This is a genomic window from Bradyrhizobium sp. AZCC 2230 (assembly GCF_036924495.1).
Lineage (GTDB): Bacteria > Pseudomonadota > Alphaproteobacteria > Rhizobiales > Xanthobacteraceae > Bradyrhizobium > Bradyrhizobium rifense.
Genome location: NZ_JAZHRS010000001.1, coordinates 338454 through 359216, shown reverse-complemented (window position 1 = coordinate 359216; position 20763 = coordinate 338454). Strand labels below are relative to the sequence as shown.

The 20763-nt window shown below is 62.7% G+C and carries 17 protein-coding genes and 1 pseudogene; 8 read left to right on the top strand and 10 right to left on the bottom strand.

All coding sequences use genetic code 11. The features are described 5' to 3' along the window. Positions 1-66: 66 nt before the first annotated feature. On the bottom strand, positions 67-1380 hold the full coding sequence (locus tag V1280_RS01710) for an ABC transporter substrate-binding protein (RefSeq protein WP_334518386.1): 1314 nt from the start codon (positions 1378-1380) through the stop codon (positions 67-69). A gap of 57 nt (positions 1381-1437) precedes the next feature. Continuing rightward, entirely contained in the window at positions 1438-2499 is a 1062-nt protein-coding gene (locus V1280_RS01705) for an ABC transporter ATP-binding protein (RefSeq protein WP_148771466.1), read from the bottom strand. 205 nt (positions 2500-2704) lie between these two features. Between V1280_RS01705 and V1280_RS01700 the strand changes: the two genes are divergently transcribed. The 6 genes and pseudogenes from V1280_RS01700 (at position 2705) to V1280_RS01675 (ending at position 8964) form a co-directional block, all read left to right on the top strand. Then, a complete protein-coding gene (locus V1280_RS01700; protein WP_334518380.1) occupies positions 2705-3802 on the top strand; it encodes a LacI family DNA-binding transcriptional regulator in 1098 nt (365 codons plus the stop codon). A 127-nt stretch (positions 3803-3929) separates the two neighbouring features. Further along, positions 3930-5759, top strand: a complete 1830-nt coding sequence (locus V1280_RS01695) for an IlvD/Edd family dehydratase (protein WP_334518378.1) — start codon at positions 3930-3932, stop codon at positions 5757-5759. Between the two features lie 134 nt (positions 5760-5893). Next, positions 5894-6625, top strand: a complete 732-nt coding sequence (locus V1280_RS01690) for an SDR family oxidoreductase (protein ID WP_334518376.1) — start codon at positions 5894-5896, stop codon at positions 6623-6625. Between the two features lie 16 nt (positions 6626-6641). Next, the gene (locus V1280_RS01685) at positions 6642-7388 is read left to right on the top strand and encodes an SDR family NAD(P)-dependent oxidoreductase (protein WP_334518374.1); all 747 of its coding nucleotides are present in this window, start codon (positions 6642-6644) and stop codon (positions 7386-7388) included. A 27-nt stretch (positions 7389-7415) separates the two neighbouring features. Beyond that, positions 7416-8573 carry a serine hydrolase domain-containing protein gene (locus V1280_RS01680; protein ID WP_334518372.1) on the top strand — a complete coding sequence of 386 codons (1158 nt, stop codon included), beginning with the start codon at positions 7416-7418 and terminating at the stop codon, positions 8571-8573. A gap of 3 nt (positions 8574-8576) precedes the next feature. Beyond that, a pseudogene (locus V1280_RS01675) lies at positions 8577-8964 on the top strand (GFA family protein). Positions 8965-9007: 43 nt separating this feature from the next. On the opposite strand, the gene V1280_RS01670 reads toward V1280_RS01675, so the two are convergent. After that, entirely contained in the window at positions 9008-10285 is a 1278-nt protein-coding gene (locus V1280_RS01670) for a hypothetical protein (protein ID WP_334518370.1), read from the bottom strand. Positions 10286-10459: 174 nt separating this feature from the next. On the opposite strand from V1280_RS01670, the gene V1280_RS01665 reads away from it, so the two are divergent. Next, positions 10460-11140 (top strand): site-2 protease family protein, encoded by a 681-nt coding sequence (locus V1280_RS01665; RefSeq protein WP_334518368.1) that lies wholly within the window; start codon positions 10460-10462, stop codon positions 11138-11140. A gap of 79 nt (positions 11141-11219) precedes the next feature. Further along, positions 11220-11642: a hypothetical protein gene (locus tag V1280_RS01660; RefSeq protein ID WP_334538116.1), complete on the top strand. Its 423-nt coding sequence runs from the start codon at positions 11220-11222 to the stop codon at positions 11640-11642. Positions 11643-11741: 99 nt separating this feature from the next. Here V1280_RS01660 and V1280_RS01655 read toward each other — a convergent pair whose 3' ends face one another. The 7 genes from V1280_RS01655 to V1280_RS01625 form a co-directional block, all read right to left on the bottom strand. After that, positions 11742-12548, bottom strand: coding sequence for a cell envelope integrity protein TolA (locus tag V1280_RS01655; protein WP_334518366.1), 807 nt, complete (start codon positions 12546-12548; stop codon positions 11742-11744). A gap of 10 nt (positions 12549-12558) precedes the next feature. Further along, entirely contained in the window at positions 12559-13020 is a 462-nt protein-coding gene (gene exbD / locus V1280_RS01650) for a TonB system transport protein ExbD (protein ID WP_334518364.1), read from the bottom strand. Positions 13021-13023: 3 nt separating this feature from the next. Then, a complete protein-coding gene (gene exbB, locus V1280_RS01645) occupies positions 13024-13983 on the bottom strand; it encodes a tonB-system energizer ExbB (protein WP_334518363.1) in 960 nt (319 codons plus the stop codon). Further along, on the bottom strand, positions 13980-14669 hold the full coding sequence (locus V1280_RS01640) for a Fe2+-dependent dioxygenase (protein ID WP_334518362.1): 690 nt from the start codon (positions 14667-14669) through the stop codon (positions 13980-13982). The genes exbB and V1280_RS01640 overlap by 4 nt, the downstream gene beginning before the upstream one ends. Before the next feature lie 20 nt (positions 14670-14689). Further along, a complete protein-coding gene (locus V1280_RS01635; protein WP_334518361.1) occupies positions 14690-17251 on the bottom strand; it encodes a TonB-dependent receptor in 2562 nt (853 codons plus the stop codon). Positions 17252-17549: 298 nt separating this feature from the next. Then, a complete protein-coding gene (locus V1280_RS01630) occupies positions 17550-19958 on the bottom strand; it encodes a TonB-dependent receptor (protein ID WP_334518360.1) in 2409 nt (802 codons plus the stop codon). Positions 19959-20191: 233 nt separating this feature from the next. Further along, positions 20192-20431: a hypothetical protein gene (locus V1280_RS01625; protein ID WP_334518359.1), complete on the bottom strand. Its 240-nt coding sequence runs from the start codon at positions 20429-20431 to the stop codon at positions 20192-20194. Positions 20432-20763 lie beyond the last annotated feature (332 nt).

The window sequence follows — 20763 nt, the reverse complement described above, 5'->3', positions numbered from 1 at the left end:
TCGGATTCCCCTCAAAGAACGACAACGGCGGCGCCCAGCAAACCGGACGCCGCCGCTTGTGGCTGATCAGACCTGGTAGTAGCGCTTGGCGCGCTCTGCGGCGCGGGCCGCGGCTTCCTTCGGCGTGGCCTGCCCGGAGGCGGCTTCCGCGAACATGTCGACCACGACGAAGTCGCCCATGACGGCGGCCGAGGCGTAGCCGAGATCGCCAGCATAGCCGTTGTCGCGGCAGCGCTTGAGGCAGTCGCGATACGGCGTGATCTTGGGATCGGAGGTCCAGACCGGGTTGTCGTTGTAGGCCGGGAGCGGCGGCGAGACGTAGCCGTTGGAGGCGACCTCCCACGCGTCGTAGTTCTCCTTGTCCATCATGAACTTGATGTATTCCTTGACCGCCTTCGGATACTTCGAGTGCTTGTAGCCGTAATAGACCAGGACGTTCTGCTGTTCGGTCGACACGCCCACGGGACCGATGGGCATCGGCGCGTGGTTCATGTCCTTGGCGATCTCCTGTTGCTTGGGATCGGTGGAGTTCTTGCCGACAGTCCAGATCGAGATGCCGTTCAGGGTCAGGCTGAGTTCGCCGTTCAGGAACGCCTTGTTGTTGTTCGAGTCGTTCCACGACAGCACGCCCGGAATGAACGTCGCATAGAGTTGCTTGACGTATTCGAGCGCGGCGATCGTCTCCGGCGAGTCGATCACGACCTCGTTCTTGTCATTGACGACCTTGCCGCCGAACGCCCACAGCGCCCACTGGCACCAGCCGTTGGCATCGCCCGTGGCATGGCCGAGCGCAAAGCCGGCCGGCGTGTTGTTCTTCTTCAGGGCCTGGCACAGCTTGAGGAAGCCGTCGGTGTCCTTGGGGAATTCGTCGAAGCCCGCGGCCTTCACGTGGCTGATGCGGTAGTTGAGGCAGCCGCCGGTCGCGCCCTGCGGAATGGCGATCCAGTTGTTGCCCTTCTTGCCGTAGCGCTCGGCGACCGGATACCAGCCGCCATACTGCTTGCCGAGATAGTCGGCGACGTCGGTCACGTCGATCAGCTTTTCCGGGAATTTGAAGGGATCGTCGAGCGTGCCGACGATGAGGTCCGGACCCGCACCGACATTGGCGGCGACCGCGGCCTTCGGCCGGATGTCTTCCCAGCTCTCGGCCTCGAGCTTCACCTTGACGCCGGTCTTCTCGGAGAACTTCTTGGTCTGCTCGGCGAACTTGTCGAACTCGGCCTGGATGAACTGCTTCCAGCGCAGCACGCGAATGGAGGCATTCGGCTCCGGTGTGTTGGTCCACTCCGCAGCACGCACCGGGACGATCCCCGGGCCGGCGAGCAAAGCTGCGCCGCCCAGGCTGGCTTTAAGCACACTACGCCTGTCGAAATGGCTCATCGTACTCTCCCTGATTTTTTATCTTTGTAATTGGTCGTCTTACGTCACGAAACGCCACTACATGCGTTTACCCGTCGCCTCGTCAAATAAATGAACCAGTGACGGGTCAGGCTTCAGCTTGACCTTGTCGCCCGGCTTGAACGTGTGACGCTCGCGGAAGACCGCGACGACCTGCTCGCCACCGACCTTCGCAAACACCTGCGTCTCCGAGCCGGTCGGCTCGACCACGACGATCTCGGCGTCGGCACCGTCGTCGGCAATGGTGAAATGCTCGGGACGGACGCCATAGACCACGGGCTTGCCATCCGAGTTTGCCGGCGCGTTCTTGAGCGGCAGCTTGACGCCGTTCGGTCCCTCGAAGGTCGCAACGCCGTTGACGCGGACATGCCCCTTCAGGAAGTTCATGGCAGGCGAGCCGATGAAGCCGGCGACGAACTGGTTTTCCGGCTTGTCATAGAGCTCGAGCGGCGTGCCCATCTGCTCGACGATGCCGTCATGCATCACGACGATCTTGTCGGCCATGGTCATGGCCTCGATCTGGTCGTGGGTAACGTAGACGGTTGTGGTCTTGAGCCGCTGGTGCAGCTCCTTGATCTCGGTGCGCATGGCGACGCGCAGCTTGGCGTCGAGGTTCGACAAGGGCTCGTCGAACAGGAACACCTGGGGATCGCGCACGATGGCGCGGCCCATGGCGACGCGCTGGCGCTGGCCACCGGAGAGTTGGCGCGGGTAGCGCTCGAGCAACGGCGTCAGCGCCAGAATTTCGGCGGCGCGCTTGACGCGCTTGTTGATCTCGTCGGAGCCGGCGTTGCGCAGCTTCAGCGAGAAGCCCATGTTTTCGCCGACCGTCATGTGCGGGTAGAGCGCGTAGTTCTGGAACACCATCGCAATATCCCGCTCCTTCGGCTGGATATTGTTGACGACGCGGTCGCCGATCGAAATCGTGCCGGAGGTGATGTTCTCGAGGCCTGCGAGCATGCGCAGAAGCGTCGACTTGCCGCAGCCGGAGGGGCCAACCAGGACGACGAACTGGCCATCCTCGATCGGAATCGAGACGCCGTGCAGGACTTCAAAATTGCCGAACGATTTCCGCACGTCGCGGATTTGCACAGACGACATCTAGCTCCCTCCTCCGACTGAGACGACGCAATCGTGGCGCCGCCACCGTCTTGTTTTTTCTGAACTTCGCCGACCCGAAGCCCCTCTTAACAGGCGACATTGTCGGCAGTTTGTGCGGCTTTGGCAATTTGTCTTTGGTTAGTCGTTGCTGGTAGCGCTGTCAACGATCCTTTGTTTGCGGGAGTGGCTGTGTTAAGAGCAACAAATGGGTCGAAAGCGCACCAAGTCCGGCAAGATTCGGTTGGCGGAAGTCGCCGAGCTCGCCGGCGTCAGCCCGATTACGGCGTCCCGCTTCTTCCGCAATCCCGAGGCGCTGTCGGTCGCCAAGCGGACGCGGGTCGAAAGCGCGGCCCAGGAGCTCGGCTATGTGCCTAACCTTGCGGCACGCGCGCTGGCCTCGCAGCGCACCGAGGTGATCGGTGTCTTGATTCCGTCATTGACCAACAATGTGTTCTCCGACGTGCTGCGCGGCATCTATGACGCCTTCGAGAGCAGCCCTTACTCGATCCAGTTGTCCAACACACGCTACTCCATTCTCCAGGAGGAGAAGCTGCTGCGCATCTTTCTGGCGCAGAAGCCGGCGGGACTGATCGTCACAGGCATCGACCAGACCACGGAATCGCGCGCGATGCTGGAGGCGGCCGACTGCCCGATCGTGCAGATCATGGAGATCGGGCCCAACCCGGTCGACATGATGATCGGCTTTTCCCATTATGATGCAGCGCGTGCGGCGATTGCTCATTTGTTCGCGCAGGGCCACCGCAAGATCGGCTTCGTCGGCGCACGCATGGACCCGCGGGTGCAGCGCCGGCTCGACGGCTATGTCGCGGCCATGAAGGACGCTGGGCTGTTCGACCAAAGACTGATCGTGACGACGGCGACGCCAACCTCGGTGACGCTCGGCGGCGCACTGTTCGCCGATCTGCTTGGGCGCGAGTCCGGCATCGACTCGGTGTTCTGCGCCAATGACGACCTCGCGCTCGGCGTTCTGTTCGAATGCCGGCGCCGGGAGATCGCGGTCCCCGAGCAAATCGCGATCGTCGGCTTCAACGACCTCGAATTCATGGCCTCCTCGGTGCCGACGCTGACGAGCGTGCGGACCAACCGTTACGAAATGGGCAGCGCTGCTGCCGCGATGCTGATCGAGGCAATCGAGGGCAAGCGTCCCGAAGAGCCCGTGCTCGATCTCGGCTTTACCGTGATCGAGCGGCAGAGTTCGCAGACGCAGCGGCCGGCAGCCAGCCCGCGCGCGCCGGAATGGGCGCCAGCCGTACAAAATGATAGCGTTACCAACGACCCATGATTAGTATCGCTGCCATGAGGAAACGTTCGCCAGCAGGCGGGCCGTTGTTACATGCTCGCGCTGCCGGGCATCGCACCGATCGGCATCCCGGATGTCGGCCCGTGCGTTTGCATTGAAGGAGAATCCAATGACAAAAAAGCCAACCAATGGGCATGCGCCCGCCGGTAACGGCACCCGCCGCCACCTTCGCTCGCAGGAATGGTTCAACAACCCGCACAATCCGGGGATGACCGCGCTCTATCTGGAGCGCTATTTGAATTTCGGCCTTACCCGTGCCGAGCTGCAGTCCGGCAAGCCGATCATCGGCATTGCGCAAACCGGCAACGACCTCTCGCCCTGCAACCGCCACCACATCGAGCTCGCCCACCGCGTTCGCGAAGGCATCCGCGAGGCCGGCGGCATTGCGATGGAATTCCCGACCCACCCGATCCAGGAGACCGGCAAGCGCCCGACCGCGGCGCTCGACCGCAACCTCGCTTATCTCGGCTTGGTCGAGATTCTCTACGGCTATCCGCTCGACGGCGTGGTGCTGACCACCGGCTGCGACAAGACCACCCCGGCCTGCATGATGGCGGCGGCGACAGTGAACCTGCCCGCGATCGTGCTGTCGGGCGGACCGATGCTCAATGGCTGGCACAATGGCGAGCGTACCGGCTCCGGCACCATCGTCTGGAAGTCGCGCGAGCGGCTCGCCGCGGGCGAGATCGACTATGACGAGTTCATGGAGATCGTAGCGTCCTCGGCGCCCTCGGTCGGCCATTGCAACACCATGGGCACGGCGTCGACCATGAACGGGCTTGCCGAAGCGCTCGGCTTCTCGCTGCCGGGCTGCGCGGCCATCCCCGCCCCCTACCGCGAGCGCGGCCAGATCGCCTACGAGACCGGAAAACGCGCCGTCGAGATGGTCTGGGAAGACCTCAAGCCGTCGGACATCCTGACCCGCAAGGCGTTCGAGAACTGCATCGTCATCAATTCGGCGATCGGCGGCTCGACCAACGCGCCGATCCACATCAACGCGCTGGCCCGCCATATCGGCGTGGAGCTGTCGATCGACGACTGGCAGAAATTCGGCCACGATGTGCCGCTGCTGGTGAACATGCAGCCGGCCGGCTTCTATCTCGGCGAGGAATTCCACCGCGCCGGCGGCGTGCCGGCCGTGGTGCGCGAATTGATGAAGCACAAGCGCATCCATGAGGACGCTGTCACGGTGAACGGCCGCGGCATCGGCGAGAACTGCAAGGATGCGCCCGCGCCCGACAACGACGTGATCCGGGCTTACGACAAGCCGCTGGTGAAGGACGCCGGCTTCCTGGTGCTGAAGGGCAATCTGTTCGACTCGGCGATCATGAAGACCTCCGTGATCTCCAAGGAATTCCGCGACCGCTACCTGAGCAACCCGAAGGACCTCAACGCCTTCGAGGGCCGCGCCATCGTGTTCGAGGGCCCGGAGGATTACCATGCGCGGATCGACGATGCTTCGCTCGACATCGACGAGCACTGCGTGCTGTTCATCCGCGGCACCGGCCCGATCGGCTATCCCGGCGGCGCCGAGGTCGTGAACATGCAGCCGCCGACGGCCCTGATCAAACGCGGCATCCTGTCCCTGCCCTGCATCGGCGACGGCCGCCAGTCCGGCACGTCGGGCTCGCCGTCGATCCTGAACGCCTCGCCGGAAGCCGCCGCCAATGGCGGGCTCGCGATCCTCAGGAACGGCGACAAGGTGCGCGTGGACCTCAACAAGGGCAGCGCCAACATCCTGATCTCGGACGACGAGGTGAAGAAGCGTCATGCCGAGCTGAAGGCCAATGGCGGCTTCAAGCATCCGCCGAACCAGACGCCCTGGCAGGAGATCTATCGCAACACCGTCGGTCAGCAGTCGACCGGCGCCTGCATGGAGCTCGCCACGCGCTACCAGAACGTCGCCGGCACCTTTGGTGTGGCGCGGGATAATCACTAGCACCTGTCATTCTGGGGCGCGACGTCGTCGCGAGCCCGGAATCCATCAGGCCACAGACATTGCAGCACAATGGATTCCGGGCTCGCGCCAAGAGGCGCGCCCCGGAATGACCAATTCAAAGGGAGAACAAGAACATGGCAGACCGCCTCAAGGGTAAGCGCGCCGTCATCACGGCTGCAGCCGCAGGCATCGGGCGCGCATGCGCTCTCGCATTCGCGCGTGAAGGTGCAACCGTCATCGCCACCGACATCAACGAAGCCGGCATCGCGGGCCTGACCAAGGAAGGCATCGCCGAGGTCGCAAAGCTCGACGTGCGCAACACCGCCGACGTCAACGCCTTCGCCAAGCGCATCGGCAAGATCGACATCCTGCTCAACGCGGCCGGCTTCGTGCATCACGGCACCATCCTGGAGTGCTCGGAAGAGGATTTCGATTTCTCGTTCGACCTCAACGTCAAGTCGATGCACCGGACCATCAGGGCATTCCTGCCCGACATGCTCGCGGGCGGTGGCGGCAGCATCGTCAATATCTCGTCCTGCGCGGCGCTGCGGCCGCCGGCCAACCGCTACGTCTACAGCTCCTCGAAGGCCGCGGTGTCGCTGCTGACCCGCGCCGTCGCGCTCGACTTCATCACCAAGGGCATCCGCTGCAACTCGATCTGCCCCGGCACGGTCGAGACCCCCTCGATGCTCGATCGCGCCGCAGCCCAGGGGCCGCAGGGCAAGGAGATGTTCGTCTCCCGCCAGAAGATGGGCCGGCTCGGCACCGCCGACGAAATCGCCAACATGGCGGTCTATCTCGGCAGCGATGAGAGCGCGTTCACCACCGGCGTCGACCTCGTCGTCGACGGCGGCTACATGCTCTGACGCCAAAGGCCCCGGCATGAACAAGATCGATCTCAACGGCCGCGTCGCTGTCGTCACCGGCGGCGCGCAGGGTTTTGGCCGCGCCATCACCGAGCGCTTCGTCGCCTCCGGCGCCAAGGTCGCGATCTGGGATTTCGATGCCGCGCTGGCCGAGAAGACGGCGAAGGAAATCGGCGACAACGCCCGCGTCTTCAAGGTCGACGTCACCGACACCGCGGGCGTCGAGCAGGCGCGCGATGCCACGCTCGCCGCCTTCGGCAAGATCGACATCCTCGTCAACAATGCCGGCATCGCCGGCGTCAACAAGCCGGTCTGGGAGACCGATCTCGAGGAATGGCGCAAAGTGCTGCGCATCAACCTCGACGGCCCCTTCATCGTCTGCAAGGCCATCGTGCCCACGATGCTCAAGCAGAAATACGGGCGGATCGTGAACATCGCCTCGATCGCCGGCAAGGAAGGCAACCCGAACGCGTCGCACTATTCGGCGTCCAAGGCCGGCCTGATCGCGCTGACGAAATCGCTCGGCAAGGAACTCGCCGCCCATGACATTCTCGTGAACGCGGTGACGCCGGCGGCGGCGAAGACGGCGATCTTCGACCAGATGACGCAGCAGCATATCGATTTCATGCTGTCGAAAATCCCCAAAGCGCGTTTCGTGCTGGTGGAAGAGCTCGCCGCGATGGCCGCGTGGCTTGCATCCGAAGATTGTGCCTTCTCCACCGGCGCGGTCTTTGATATCTCCGGGGGACGGGCGACCTATTGAGCATTGGCCGCCCCGAGAGGGCGGACCATGCAGCTTGGACGTCGGAATTTCGTGAAGCTCGCAGCGGGCGCAGGCGCGCTGCCTTTGTTTCCGTACAGTGCGCTGGCGCAGCTCGCGCCCAACCCGCCGAGCATCCGCCCGCCCTCGCCGGCCGAGCGCACGGCGATGGGCCGGCTGGCGCAGACCTTCATGGACAAATTCGAGGTGCCGGCGCTCTCCTTTGCGATCGGCTATGCGGGTTCGATCGTCCATCAGGCCGCCTTTGGCGTTGCCGATCGCGAGCAGAACGAAGCGGCGACGCCGCAGCACCTGTTTCGCATCGCCAGCGTCAGCAAGATGATCACCTCGGTGACGCTGTTCCGGCTGATCGAGGAGAACCGCGTCAAGCTCATCGACCGCGTGTTCGGCCCCGGTGCGCTGCTCGGCACCGATTACGGCGCGCCGCCCTATTCGCCCGGCATCGACCAGATCACGCTGGAAAATCTCCTGACGCATACCGGCGGCGGCTGGACCAACGACAACCGCGATCCCATGTTCACGCATCCGCACATGGACCACGCGCAGCTCATCAGCTGGACGCTGGCCAACCGGCCACTGGACCGTCCGCCGGGCCAGCACTACGCCTACTCCAATTTCGGCTATTGCGTGCTGGGCCGCGTCATCGAGAAGCTCACCGGCCAGCGCTATGCCGAGCACGTCCGCACCGAGGTGCTCGGCCGTTGCGGCGTCACCGACATGACGATCGCCGGCAACACAAGCGATCAGCGCCAGGCCGGCGAAGTCGCCTACTACTGCAAGGTCGAAAGTCCCTACGAGATGAACGTCCGGCGGATGGATTCCCATGGCGGCTGGATCGCGACGCCGACGGACCTCGTGCAATTCCTGATGCATGTCGACGGCTATGCCCGGCCAGCGAACATCCTGCGGCCGCGCAGTATCGAGGTCATGACGACAGCGCCTAGCTACAGCCCGGACTACGCCAAGGGTTTTTGCATCAACAAGTCGGGCAATTGGTGGCATAATGGCAGCCTGCCCGGCACCAGCACCATTGCGGTCAGAACCCGTGGCGGCTTCTGCTGGGCCGCCTTCACCAATGTGAGCCGGCCGAACACCAAGATGGATGACGAACTCGATGAGCTCAATTGGAACATGGCACGTCAGGTCAGCCAATGGCGGGTGGCCTGAGCCATGATCCGGGAAGGCGGATGCCTGTGCGGCGCGGTGCGGTTCAAGGCGGAAGGGGAGCCGCTGAACGTGCGCATCTGCCATTGCCGCATGTGCCAGAAGGCGATGGGCCTACTTCGCCCGCGCCCAGTTCGACCAGAAAGCGCTGACCGTCGAGGGCGACACCGGCCGCTACACCTCGTCCGAGAACATCGATCGCGTGTTCTGCAGGAATTGCGGCACGCGTCTGTTCTCCTGGCGCCGCAACGGCACGCTGGCGGGCGTGGCGCTCACGACCTTCGACGACCGCAATGCCTTCGCGCCGACCGAGCACATCTGGGTGTCGGAAAAGCTCGCCTGGCTGAAGCTCGACGACGGCCTGGTGCAATATCCGGGGACGATCCCGGCGTGACACTTTCTGCCTGAGGTTCACACGTCGGAAGGGATCGCGTGCGTCAGCGCTTCGGATCGAGCAGCACGAACCGCAGCAACGGATAATCGTTGGCACCAATGTTCAGTATCTCGTGACTGAGGTCGTCGATGACGTTGCTATCGCGCAGACCGTAGACTGCCAGACGGCTGACACGACGGTACTCATCGAGGTAGAGACCGACAACGCGCCGCGAGGACGGGTCTGCCGTACCCGCTCGGGGGTAGACGTAAAACATCGTGTCGCGGTCACCGCTGATGTCTGGCGGTCCAAGCACGGCAGTTGCCTTCTCGCGGCTCGACCCGATTGGAATCTGATCAAGCTCCGCCCGCAGGCGATCCATCATCGCGGAGCCGGGTAAGGCCGTCTTTGATTTCGCCGCCTGCCAGCGGCTGTAGATGACGTCATAGACCTGCGCATAGTCCGAATTCAGTCCGTCGATTTCGCAACTCGCTGCCGGTTGGCCGTTCACGAACTCGACTTGTACATATTCCTCACCCCTTCTCCCGGATCGCTGACTGATGTGAGCTATTTCGGTCCAGCCTGCACGCCACTGGCAGTAGAGAGTATCGCGCGACAGAATGACGGCGGGTTGCGGGTCGTGGAAATTCGAAACGGCCTGGCCCACCAGGATGGCCGTCAGCGTCCCAAACAGGAAAATGCCGAGCATGGCCTTGTTCGGACTCAGCCTGGAGGAGAGCCTGCTCCAGCCGACTATGGAGCCCGCCAGCAAGGCGCCGAAGAAACTTGCAAGAACCAGGTTCTTCGAAATGGTTCGATAAAACTCGATCGTCCCGCTATCGACCGCAATCGCTGCAACGCGTTGCTCGTAGAGATAGGCGACCAGCGACGTGATGCCGATCAGTGCGAAAAGTGAGCAACCGATCCGATAGAACGCCCGTTGAGTGGCCACATCGGCTGCCGGGACCCGGGTCAGGCCTTTCAGCAGCGGCGCCAATGCCGGGCGGCGCAGTTGCCAGTCGACGATGGCAATCACGACGATTGCCATGGGAATCAGCGCAAGTGCCAGGATCGGATATCTGCCGAAGACATAATAGAACCCATAGACGACGGGCAGCGCGAGTAGTGAAACGAAGGGAATGAGTACACTGGAACGTTCGGCGTAGCGCCGATCGGCGTCGCGGATTGCTTGCTCGCGCTCCCGGTCGGGGACAATGTAGCCGCCCCAGGCCTGCCCCCTGGGAAAGTAAGCCAGACTCCCGGCCGCATCGCTCAACCACCGTTTTGACGCGACCGATGCCTGGTCGCGACCTTCAGGGGCGTTGGATTCGTCGGAGTTCATGGCTCACCTGGGGGCCGTGCGGGCCAGCACGTCCACATCTCAGCCTGAGCACAGATCGTATAAGACAACCTTAAAGAGAATGACGAATGATGGTTTCATCTCATTTGCGGTCGGCGGCCAATCTGCTCTAAAAGCCGTTCGACCTCGCCGACGTCCAGATATGGAATAACCGAATTGAATATTACGGCTTACGACCTCTCGGTATGGGTGCTGCCGCTGGTGCTCGCCATCACCTTCCATGAGGCCGCGCATGGCTTCGTCGCGCACCGTCTCGGCGACAACACCGCCTGGCAGCTCGGCCGTGTCAGTTTCAATCCGCTCCGCCACATCGACCCGTTCGGCACGCTGATTCTGCCGGCGATGCTGCTGTTTGCGCATTCGCCGTTCCTGTTCGGCTACGCCAAACCGGTGCCGGTGAACTTTCGCAATCTCAACAATCCGAAGCTGGACATGGTCTGGGTCGCCCTGGCCGGCCCCGTCACCAACATCCTGCTGGCGCTCGTCGCGGGCCTCGCCCTCCATGCCCTGCCCTGGGCACCCGCCAGTTCGGCGCAATGGATCTTCGACAACCTGAAGAATGCGCTGCTGATCAACGCCGTGCTGGCGGTCTTCAACATGATGCCGATCCCGCCGCTCGACGGCGGACGGGTCGCGGTCGGGCTGTTGCCCCGGCCGCTCGCCCTGCCCCTGTCGCGGCTCGAGCCGTACGGCATGATGATCCTGATCGCGCTCCTGATCCTGCTGCCGCTGGTGGGTTCCCAGTTCGGTCTAAATCTTGATGTTATTTCAGCAATACTGCGAACGTTGACCGGTTATGTGATTCAAGCTGTTCTCTTAGCTACCGGCAATGCGTAGTTGAAGCCGTACGATTTAAGATCCTGCACTTGAAGACAAAGCCGAAGGGCTAGAGGCCAACTTGGTCAAAGCTGCCGATATGCTGATCGCGCGACGCGCCGACACCCGTGCCCGCGCCGATTTCGCCACCTGGAAGATGATGGCCAAGCTGAATGGGTTGTCGGCGCTGCCTCCGGACGCACAGGGCTTCCTCGACGGCTACAAGAAGCTCCTGGAGCGGATAAGCGAGGGCGAGGCAGCCGAGGCCACGATCGCCGAGGTCTACAAATCCTATTATCTGGAGATGGGCGGCGCCGGGAACCCGCCCGACGTCCGCACGCGGCCAGCCGAGCCGGTAGCGGACAATGTTACCGCCTTCCGGCGTCCCGCCCCCAAGCCGAAGAAGGCCGCCATGTTCGGGGCGACGATGTTTGGTGGAACCGAGAAGCGTCCCCTCCCGGTGGCGCTGATCTTCGCCTGCCTGGTCGTGGTCTACGTCTCGATCAAATTCTACTGGCGCTGACGGCTAAAGCGCGATGACGTCATCGCGCTTTAGGTTATTGTTTGAGCATGATCTTTTCGGAAAACCGCTGCGCACTTTTCCGGATCATGCTCTGGCCGCCTATTTCGACGGCTTCTTGAAATTCACGGGCAGGCTGAAGGAGAACTGATCGTCCGTCAGTTCGGCCGGCGGAACCGGCACGGGATCCGAGCGGCGCACCATGGATATCGCCGCGCTGTCGAAGGCGGGATCGCCTGAGGACTCGGCTACGTCGACGGACACGACATTACCGCGGCGATTCAGGACCAGGCTGAGCTTGACCGTCGTCGTCGAGTTCTTGTCCTTGGGATAGCGCTTGTGCAGCTCGAAATAGGCGCTGATCCGTTTGCCCCATTCGGCCGTCAACTTGCGGATGTCCTTGCCGATGCCCTGGTTGGGTGCAGCCGCTTTCTCGTCCTCGCGCGCGTCTTCGTTCAGCGCCTGCCTCGCTGATTCCTGGGCGTTCGGCATCTCCTCGACCGCCTGGGTTTCGACCTTGGCCACCTTCGTGGTGTCCTCGACCGGCTTCTTGGAGTCGTTCTCGGTGACGAGGCGGTCCGGCTCTTCGGCTTCCTGAGGTATTTCCTTCGGAAGATCGGTCTCCTTGACCTCAGCCTGCTGCTGCATCTGCTGCGGCTGGAACTGCGAGGCTTCGCTGTCCGGACCGGGCGGCAGATCCGTCTCGGGGAGCTTCGGCGAGGTCATCTCGACGGCGTATTCGGCACCGTTGGCGCCGAGGCCGTCGTCTCCGTCGTCAGTCTGCAGATGCGACAACGCCCATGCGGCACCGCCAAGATGCAGCCCAAGTGCGGCCGTTCCGGCCAGGATCCACAGCACGGCCAGGAGCCACAGCTTGGATCGTTTCACCTCGAGAACAGGATCGGACATCGCGCCGCCGTCAGGGTTTTGCTGCATCCGGCGACGGCGCAGCCGCCGCGGAAGGCGCTTCCAGCGCCACCAGCTTGATCCGAGAGTAGCCGCCGGAACGCAGGATTTCCATGACGCCCATCAGCTCGCCATAGGGCACGGCGCGGTCGGCGCGCAGGAACACGTATTTGTCCTTGGCCATGTCGGCCATCGCATCGAGCGAGCTGATCAGCTCGGTGCGCTTGACTGCATTTTCCCCGATCGCGAGCGTCAGATCGGGCTTGATGCTGACATAGGTCGGCTTGTCCGGCTTCTTCTGCGGCATCGCGCTCGAGGTCGGCAGGTCGATCGGCAGATCGACCGTCGACAGCGGTGCCGCCACCATGAAGATGATCAGAAGCACCAGGATGACGTCGATGAACGGCGTGACGTTGATGTCATGCGTCTCGGAGAAATCGTCATCGTCATCGTTGTCTGTGAGCGAGACAGCCATGGCCTACTCCGCCGCGCGCGAATGCGCGCTGCCGTGGCTGCGATCGAGATCGCGCGACAACAGCCGGGCGGCCGCCCCCGAGGCGCGGCTGACGAGCTCGAGATAGCTCTTCGTCACACGCGAGAAGTGATTGTAGATGATGACGGCGGGGATCGCCGCGACGAGACCGATTGCGGTGGCGAGCAACGCCTCGGCGATGCCGGGGGCGACCACCGCGAGGTTGGTGGTCTGCGACTTCGAGATGCCGATGAAGCTGTTCATGATGCCCCACACCGTGCCGAACAGGCCCACGAAGGGTGACGTCGAGCCGATGGTTGCGAGCACGCCCATGCCGATGCGGATGCGCCGCGCCTCCGCCCGCGTGATCTCCGCAAAGCTCGAGGCTGCGCGCTCCTTGATGCCGGTGTCGCTGGACAGGCCAGCCGACATTCGCGCTTCGCGCAACGCCGCCGCCAGGAATGACGGAAGGATGCCAGACTTGGCGCCCAGCGCCATTTGCGCCTCCGCGAGCGAGCGCGCCTCGGCGATCTTCTTCAGCGCCGAACGCAGGCTGCCGGATGCGACCGACAGCTCGATCGACTTGGCGATGAGGACCGTCCAGGTCATGAGCGATGCAAACGCAAGCCCGATCATCACCGCCTTTACGATGATGTCCGCCGACATGAACATCACCCAGGGCGACAATTCCTTCATGGCCGGCGCGATGCCGGCCTTCGGGGCAGCGTCGGATACCGAAGCCACAGCAGCCTCGGTCGCCGGCGCGCTGGGCGCGGCAGCCGCAGGCCGCGCCGCGACTGCGGGAGCAGCCGGAGCCGGCTGAGCCGCCATAGGTGCCGGTGCCGCAACGGGTCGGGCCGGCGCGGCCGGCTGGGTTTGTGTCTGGGCGGAAACAGGAGCTACGAGCCAGGTGGCCGCCAGGAGCACGGCTGCGGCGAGGCTTGCTTGGAAAGATGTGATCTTCATACTTCGGCCCAGTAGCGAATGAGGTTGTGATAGATACCCGTCAATTTGACCGTTTCGGGATCGTCACGCCCGAGCCGTGCCACCAGCGCCTGAATGGCGGTGTCGAGGTCAAAGATCATGCTGCGAGCTTGATCGTCCCGTATCATGCTCTGAAGCCAGAAGAAAGACGCAACCCGCGCCCCCCTGGTCACCGGGGTGACCAGATGCAGGCTGGTCGAGGGATAGAGCACGCAGTCCCCGGCTGGCAACTTGACTTCGTGGGATCCGTAGGTGTCCTCGATCACAAGTTCGCCACCGTCGTAATCCTCGGGCTCGCTGAGGAACAGCGTGACCGACAGATCCGTGCGGATGCGAAGGCCGGTCAGCCGGTCGCCGCGGATCGCATTGTCGACATGCAGGCCGAAATGGTGGCCGCTGTCCGCCGCATAGCGGTTGAACAGCGGCGGAAAGATCTGGAGCGGGATCGCGGCTGCCAGAAATCGCGGGTTCGCCGTCAACGCCGAGATGATGCGGTGGCCGAGCTTGCGCGCGACCTCGCTATCCGGCGGCAACTGCTCGTTGCGCTTGACCATTGCTGACTGCGCGCCCGCGGTGGAACGGCCGTCTTCCCATTCGCTGGCGTCCATGATGCGGCGGAAGTCCGCCACATCATCCTTGCTCAGGACACCGTCTATGCATGTCAGCATGGCACCTCGTCATATCTCCATCAGTAGCGCGCCGAGATCGTCAGATAGGCGGCACGTCCCGGTGCTTCCAGCACGAAGGGCGCAGCGCTCTGATACAGCGCGTCATAGTAGCGCTTGTCGAAGATGTTGTTCACATACACCTTCAAGCGCCAGTTCTTGTTGATCTTCGCTTCTGCGAACGCGTCAAAGCGCCAATAGCTCGGGATCGACGTACCCTGGTTGGCCGCGAGCAAGGTACCGCCATAGATTTGCGAACGGTACACGGCCTGCCCGCCCAGCTCCCAGATATCGTTGAACTGGTATTTCGAGAGCAGGCTGAACGACTGATGCGCGATGTTGGCGAGCGGCCGCCCGACATTCGTCGGATAAAGCGCAGTATTGGGCGACGGCGCCAGCGACTTGGTCACTTCCGACTGCATCAACACGAGGCCGCCGGACAGGCTCCACTTGTCGGTGATGTTGCCGCCCACGCCGAGATCGATACCGCGGATGCGGTAGGCTGCGCCAGCCGTGATGCAGGACACGTTGCCCGACCCCGGCGCCAGATTATAGGTACAGCCCGGAACCGTAACCGCAGTAGCTACGCTGTTGACATTCTGCGCTTCGCGCGCGTTTTCCTTCTCGGTCTGGAACAACGCCGCCGTCACCAACAGATGGCGGTCGAACAGCTCCCACTTCGTTCCGAGCTCGATCGCCTTGTTCTTCTCCGGCCCGAAGATCTGATTGTTGCCACCATTCAAATTGGGGTTGATGCCGCCATACGCCGTGCTGGTGCCGTCGAACTCGGCGCCGACGGGATTCGAAGACGTGGCATAGGCCACATAGACGCTGCCGTTCGGCAAAGGCTTCAGCGTGAGCCCGAGATTGAAGCTCGGGATCAGGAACTCAGCCGATTGTTGACCGGGGTTGCCGGTCGTCGAGAATCCAGATGTCTTGATGTTGTAGTCGTCGTAGCGAAAACCGCCGTTGAGGATCAGCAAATCGCGGTAGTTGGCGGAATCAACGACGTACCCGCTGGTGGTGTCGATGCCGATCTTGGTTGGCTTACCGGTGAGGCCTCCCGGGATCGGGAACGGATTGTCGGTGGCTTGCGGATAAAAGACGTTGACGCCGGACGTCGATCCACCGCCGGTGAAGGGCGTCGTCCCCGTCGTGATCTCGGAGCTAAGACCCGTATAGCTATCGATCGACGACCGCTCTCTGTCATATTCGATACCGGCAAGCAGAGTGTGCTTGAAGCCGGCAACATCGTTGAACTTGTACGTCGCCTCGGTCTGGTTGGCGAACACGTCGGTGGCCTGGTAGCGGCTCTGCGGATTGACCGTGAGCGTATAGGCCGTGAACGGAGCTCCGGGAGCCAGCGTCGGCGACTCCGGAAGCGTGCCGATATAGTTCTGCGTGGAGTGCGACTCCCGGATCTTGTTGCTGAGCATCAAATCGGGCGTGATCTGGACCTCGGCATTGACCGTGCCGATGTCCTGGCCGGTTCTATAAAAGTCGCGATTGACGAAGCCGTAGAAATTGTTGCGGTTGACGCCAAAGTCCGGGAATGGACCACCGGAGGTCGACGTCGGGCTCGGCCGATAGTACGGCACGCCAAAATCCGGCATGCCGGTCAATTCGGTGTGGATGTAGTTGCTCGTGATCTTGATTGCGTCGGTCGGCTTCCAGGTGGTGGCCACGAAGGCACCATCGCGGTTGTCGGTAACCCTGTCGCGGCCGGCGACCTTGGCATCCTGGAACAGGCCGACGGCGCGAATTGCGAATGTCGGATCGACCACCTGGTTGACGTCCAACGTGACACGCTTGGTCTGGTCGGTGCCAAACGTGGTGTCCATGTTGTAGAAGCTGTTCTCCGTCGTCGCCTGCTTGGTGACGATGTTGATCGCGCCACCTGCCGTGCCGCGGCCGGCGAAGGACGACGCCGGGCCGCGCAGGATCTCGACCTGCTCGGTGAAGAAGTTCTCGCGCACGCTGACACCGGCATCGCGCATGCCGTCGACGAAGATGTCGTTGCGCGCGTCGAAGCCGCGAATGAAGAAGCGGTCGCCGAAGGCATTGCCGCCCTCGCCGGTGCCGAGCGTGACGCCGGCGGTGCTCAGGATCGCCTGCTTCAACGACGTGGCGCCCTTGTCTTCCAGCACTTCCTTCGACAGCACCGTCACCGATCGCGGCGTATCGACCAGCTTCTCCGGGAATTTTCCGGAGGCCTGCATGTGATCGACCTTGTATGGCGCGGCGGGATCCGCATAGGGATTGCGGTCGGGAGCACCGGGGGCCGGGTTGGCGACCGGCGCCTGCGCGGCCTGCTGACGCTGTGCGGCACGGCGCAGCGCGTTACGGGCGCGGATCTGCTCGGGCGTCGGCTTCGCGGCAGCGGAGCGCGGCCGCTCCTTCGGCGCGTCGACGTTCACGGGCGGCAAAGTCGATTGTTGTGCCTGCGCGCCGGTCGAAACGGACGCGACCGCAATCAGGCTCGCAACGGCCGACACGGTCTTGCCGGTCGCGCCATCGAGATTGCTGCCAAATGATTTCCGAACCGCGACCGAACGCAACGATCGCGGTGTTCTTGTAACGCCCATCACACGCCCCACTGTGCTTCTGCTTCCAATAGTCGCGTTGCGACAACGCGACGCATTGGTGCTATCGGGCGTGCTTATGGGGGTCAACGCGATCACTGCAACACTGCGAAACAAACCATCAACTTCATAGCGATTCTAAACCTGCTTGCGCATTCCAGTTTTAAACCGTTCTAAACTGAAGTTTGTAAGCGTTCTAAACTAGACCAAGATGCGGATGGCGCGCATCGCGGTCGATTGCAGAAGCGCAGGGATGCCTGCCGTGGCAGGCATCCCTGGTTTGGATCGGCGCAGAGCTTCATCAGAACTTGGCCGTCGTGATCAGATAGAACGCCCGCCCCGGCGCGACCGCGACGAACGGAACGGCGCTGCGATAGAGCGTGTCGTAGTAGAGTTTGTTGGTGAGGTTCTGCGCGTAGAACTTCATGGTCCAGTTCTTGTCGATCTTCTTCTCGACGAACGCATCGAAGCGCCAGTAGCTCGGCAGCTCGTTGCCGGTGTTGGCCGCGAACGTGCCGCCATAGACCTTGGAGCGATACACCGCCTGCCCGCCGACTTCCCAATCGCCGTCGAACTTGTACTTGGTCAGCATGCTGAACGACTGGTGCGCGACGTTGGCGAGCTGCAGGCCGAGATTGGAGGCGATGTTGCTCTGCGTGACCTTGGACTGCATCAGCACCAGGCCGCCGAAGATGCTCCAGCGATCGGTGATCTTGCCCTCGGCCTCGATGTCGATGCCCTGGATCTTGTAGGCCGCGCCCGAGGTGAGGATGCCCGCAGCGTTGGTCTCGCGCGCGTTGTCCTTCGTGGTCTGGAACAGCGCCGCGCTGACCAGCAGATGACAATCGGCGAGCTCCCACTTGGTGCCGACTTCAGCCGCCTTGTTGCGCTCGGGCCCAAGCAGAACGGTCGTGTTGGCGGGAACGCCGCCGTAATCGGTGCCGGTTGCGTCAAGCTCCGAGCCGAACGGATTGGCCGAGGTCGCATAGGCCGCATAGATGCTGCCGATTGACGTCGGCTTGTAGACCAGGCCGACGTTGTAATTGACCAGATCGGAGTTCATTTTCAGATAGGCCGTGTTGGTCGACGAGCTCATGTTGTAGCCGTCGTAGCGGATGCCACCATTGACGATGATGGTGTCCTGCCAGTTCGCGGTGTCCATGACATAGACGCTGCTGGTGTTGACGCCATAGCGCGTCGGATTGCCCGTCAGCGACGGCGTGCCGAAGCCGCCGACATAAGTGGACTGAGGGGAGTAGAGATTGATCCCCGAGAGAGCGCCGTTGCTCGTGAAGCCGGAGCCGGCCAGCTCCGATGCAAGACCCGAGTAACGGTCGATCGAGATGTTCTCGTTGGTGTATTCGACGCCGAACACCGCGGTGTGCTTGACCCCGCCGGTGTCGAGCTTGAACGTGGCCTCGTTCTGGTTGGCCCACACGTCCACGGTCTGGTAGCGGCTCTGCGCACTCGCCGTCGTGGTCCAGAGCAGCGGATTCGGACTGGTCGTCACCGGGTTCTGCGGCAGCGTGCCGATATAGTTGAGCAGCGAGTGCTCGCCGCGCACCTTGCTGCTGAGCGTAACGGCCTCGTTGACCTTGTACTCGGTCGTGGCGGTGCCGAAATCCTGCCGCGCGGTCTGGAAGTCGCGATTGAGGAAGCCGTACCAGGTCCCGCGCGGAATGCCGGCGGACGTCACCGGCACGTTGCCCTGCTTGTAATAGGGCACGCCGAAATCGGGCAGACCGCTGAGATCGGTGTGGACGTAGTTCGTCGTGATCTTGATATCGTTGGTCGGAGTGTACTTGGTCGACAGGAACGTGCCCCAGCGATCGTCGGTCACGTAGTTGCGGCCGGCGACATTGGCGTCCTGGAACAGGCCGCCGGTGCGCACCGAGAACGAGGGATCGACGACCTGGTTGACGTCAAGCGTGACGCGCTTGGTCCTGTCGGTTCCGAACTCGGTATCCATCCGCTTGAAATTGACGTCGCCGGCCTGTTTGGTGACGATGTTGATGGCGCCGCCGGCGGTGCCGCGGCCGGCATAGGACGATGCCGGTCCGCGCAAAATCTCGATCTGCTCGGTGAAGAAGTTCTCGCGGATCGACACGGCGGGATCGCGGATGCCGTCGATGAAGACGTCGTTGCGGGCATCGAAGCCGCGGATGAAGAAGCGGTCGCCGAAGGCGTTGCCGCCCTCGCCCGACCCCAGCGTCACGCCGGCGGTGGAGCGTCCGATTTCCTTCAGCGTCGTCGCGTTCTTGTCCTCGAGCACTTCCTTGCTGAGCACCGTGATCGTCTTCGGCGTGTTCAGCATCGGCTCGGGAAACTTGCCCGAGGCCTGGACATGGTCGACCTTGTAGGGCGCGGCCGGATCGGCATAGGGATTGCGATCGACTGCGCCCGCTGGCGCCGGTGCGGCGGCGGCAGCCTGCTGCTGCGCCTGCTGGCCCTGCGCGGCGCGACGAAGCGCGTTGCGCGCACGGACCTGCTCCGGCGTCGGCTTCGAGGCTGCCGGACGCTGCCGCTCGACCGGCGCGTCGACATTCACCGGCGGCAGGCTCGACTGCTGCGCCTGCGCGCCGCTCGACATCGATGCCACCGCAATCAGGCCGGCGATAGCCGACACCGCCTTGCCGGAATTACCATCGAGTTCAAACGAATTCCTTGCCGCGATCGCACGCAACGATCGCGGAGCCACCGCCAGCCCCATTTCAACGCACCCCAATTCAGATTCGTCGATCTGCAACATGCGCGACGAACGATGAGGCGGTGCTATCGATCACGAAAAATCTGGTCAATGCAGGGAGGCGCGCGCGACCACTTGAATCGCTCTAGTTCAAATCGATTCTAGAATTTCGAATCTGAAATGATGAAATGTCGCGCGACATATTGAAGCAATTAGATACAGCGGCGCTTGTCTTCGTGCATCGTTTTGCGCAGCCGTCAGTCGCTGCTCGGCGGCTTCATCAGCGAGAACAGTTCGTCGACGGTGCGCTGCACTGTCGCGCGCACGCGATCGGAATTATCCATGCCGGCGATGTTGACGCCGTTGACGACGGCTTTGATCTCGTCGCGGAAGTCGGTGAGGAAGCGCAAGGGATCGCGCTGCTCGTTGGCGACGCGCGCGATCAACCCCGTGATCAGAATCTGACACGCGATCAGCTTGCCGTTCAGCTCGTCCATTATATGCTCCCGTTGTGGCCGGCCGATATGAACGACGCCGATTTTCCTGACAACCGAAACGGCACACAGCGGGTTTAGAACCGTCCTAACCGCGATCACTACGAGACATCGAAGATGTGTCCAGCCGCGTGCAAACGCCGCGCGCATGGCTGACCGCTCACGCGGTCCGCGAGCGCTGCCCAACTTTTGCACTTTGTTGTTTTGCATCGGGAAAATGCAGCACTGCACACAGTTAGGTCACCCGGTTGCCTACCGGGTGCAAAGCTTTCCAATTGTTTAGGATTCTCAGCCGATAGTGCTGTTTACACTGGAACTTGGCGTGTATTATACAA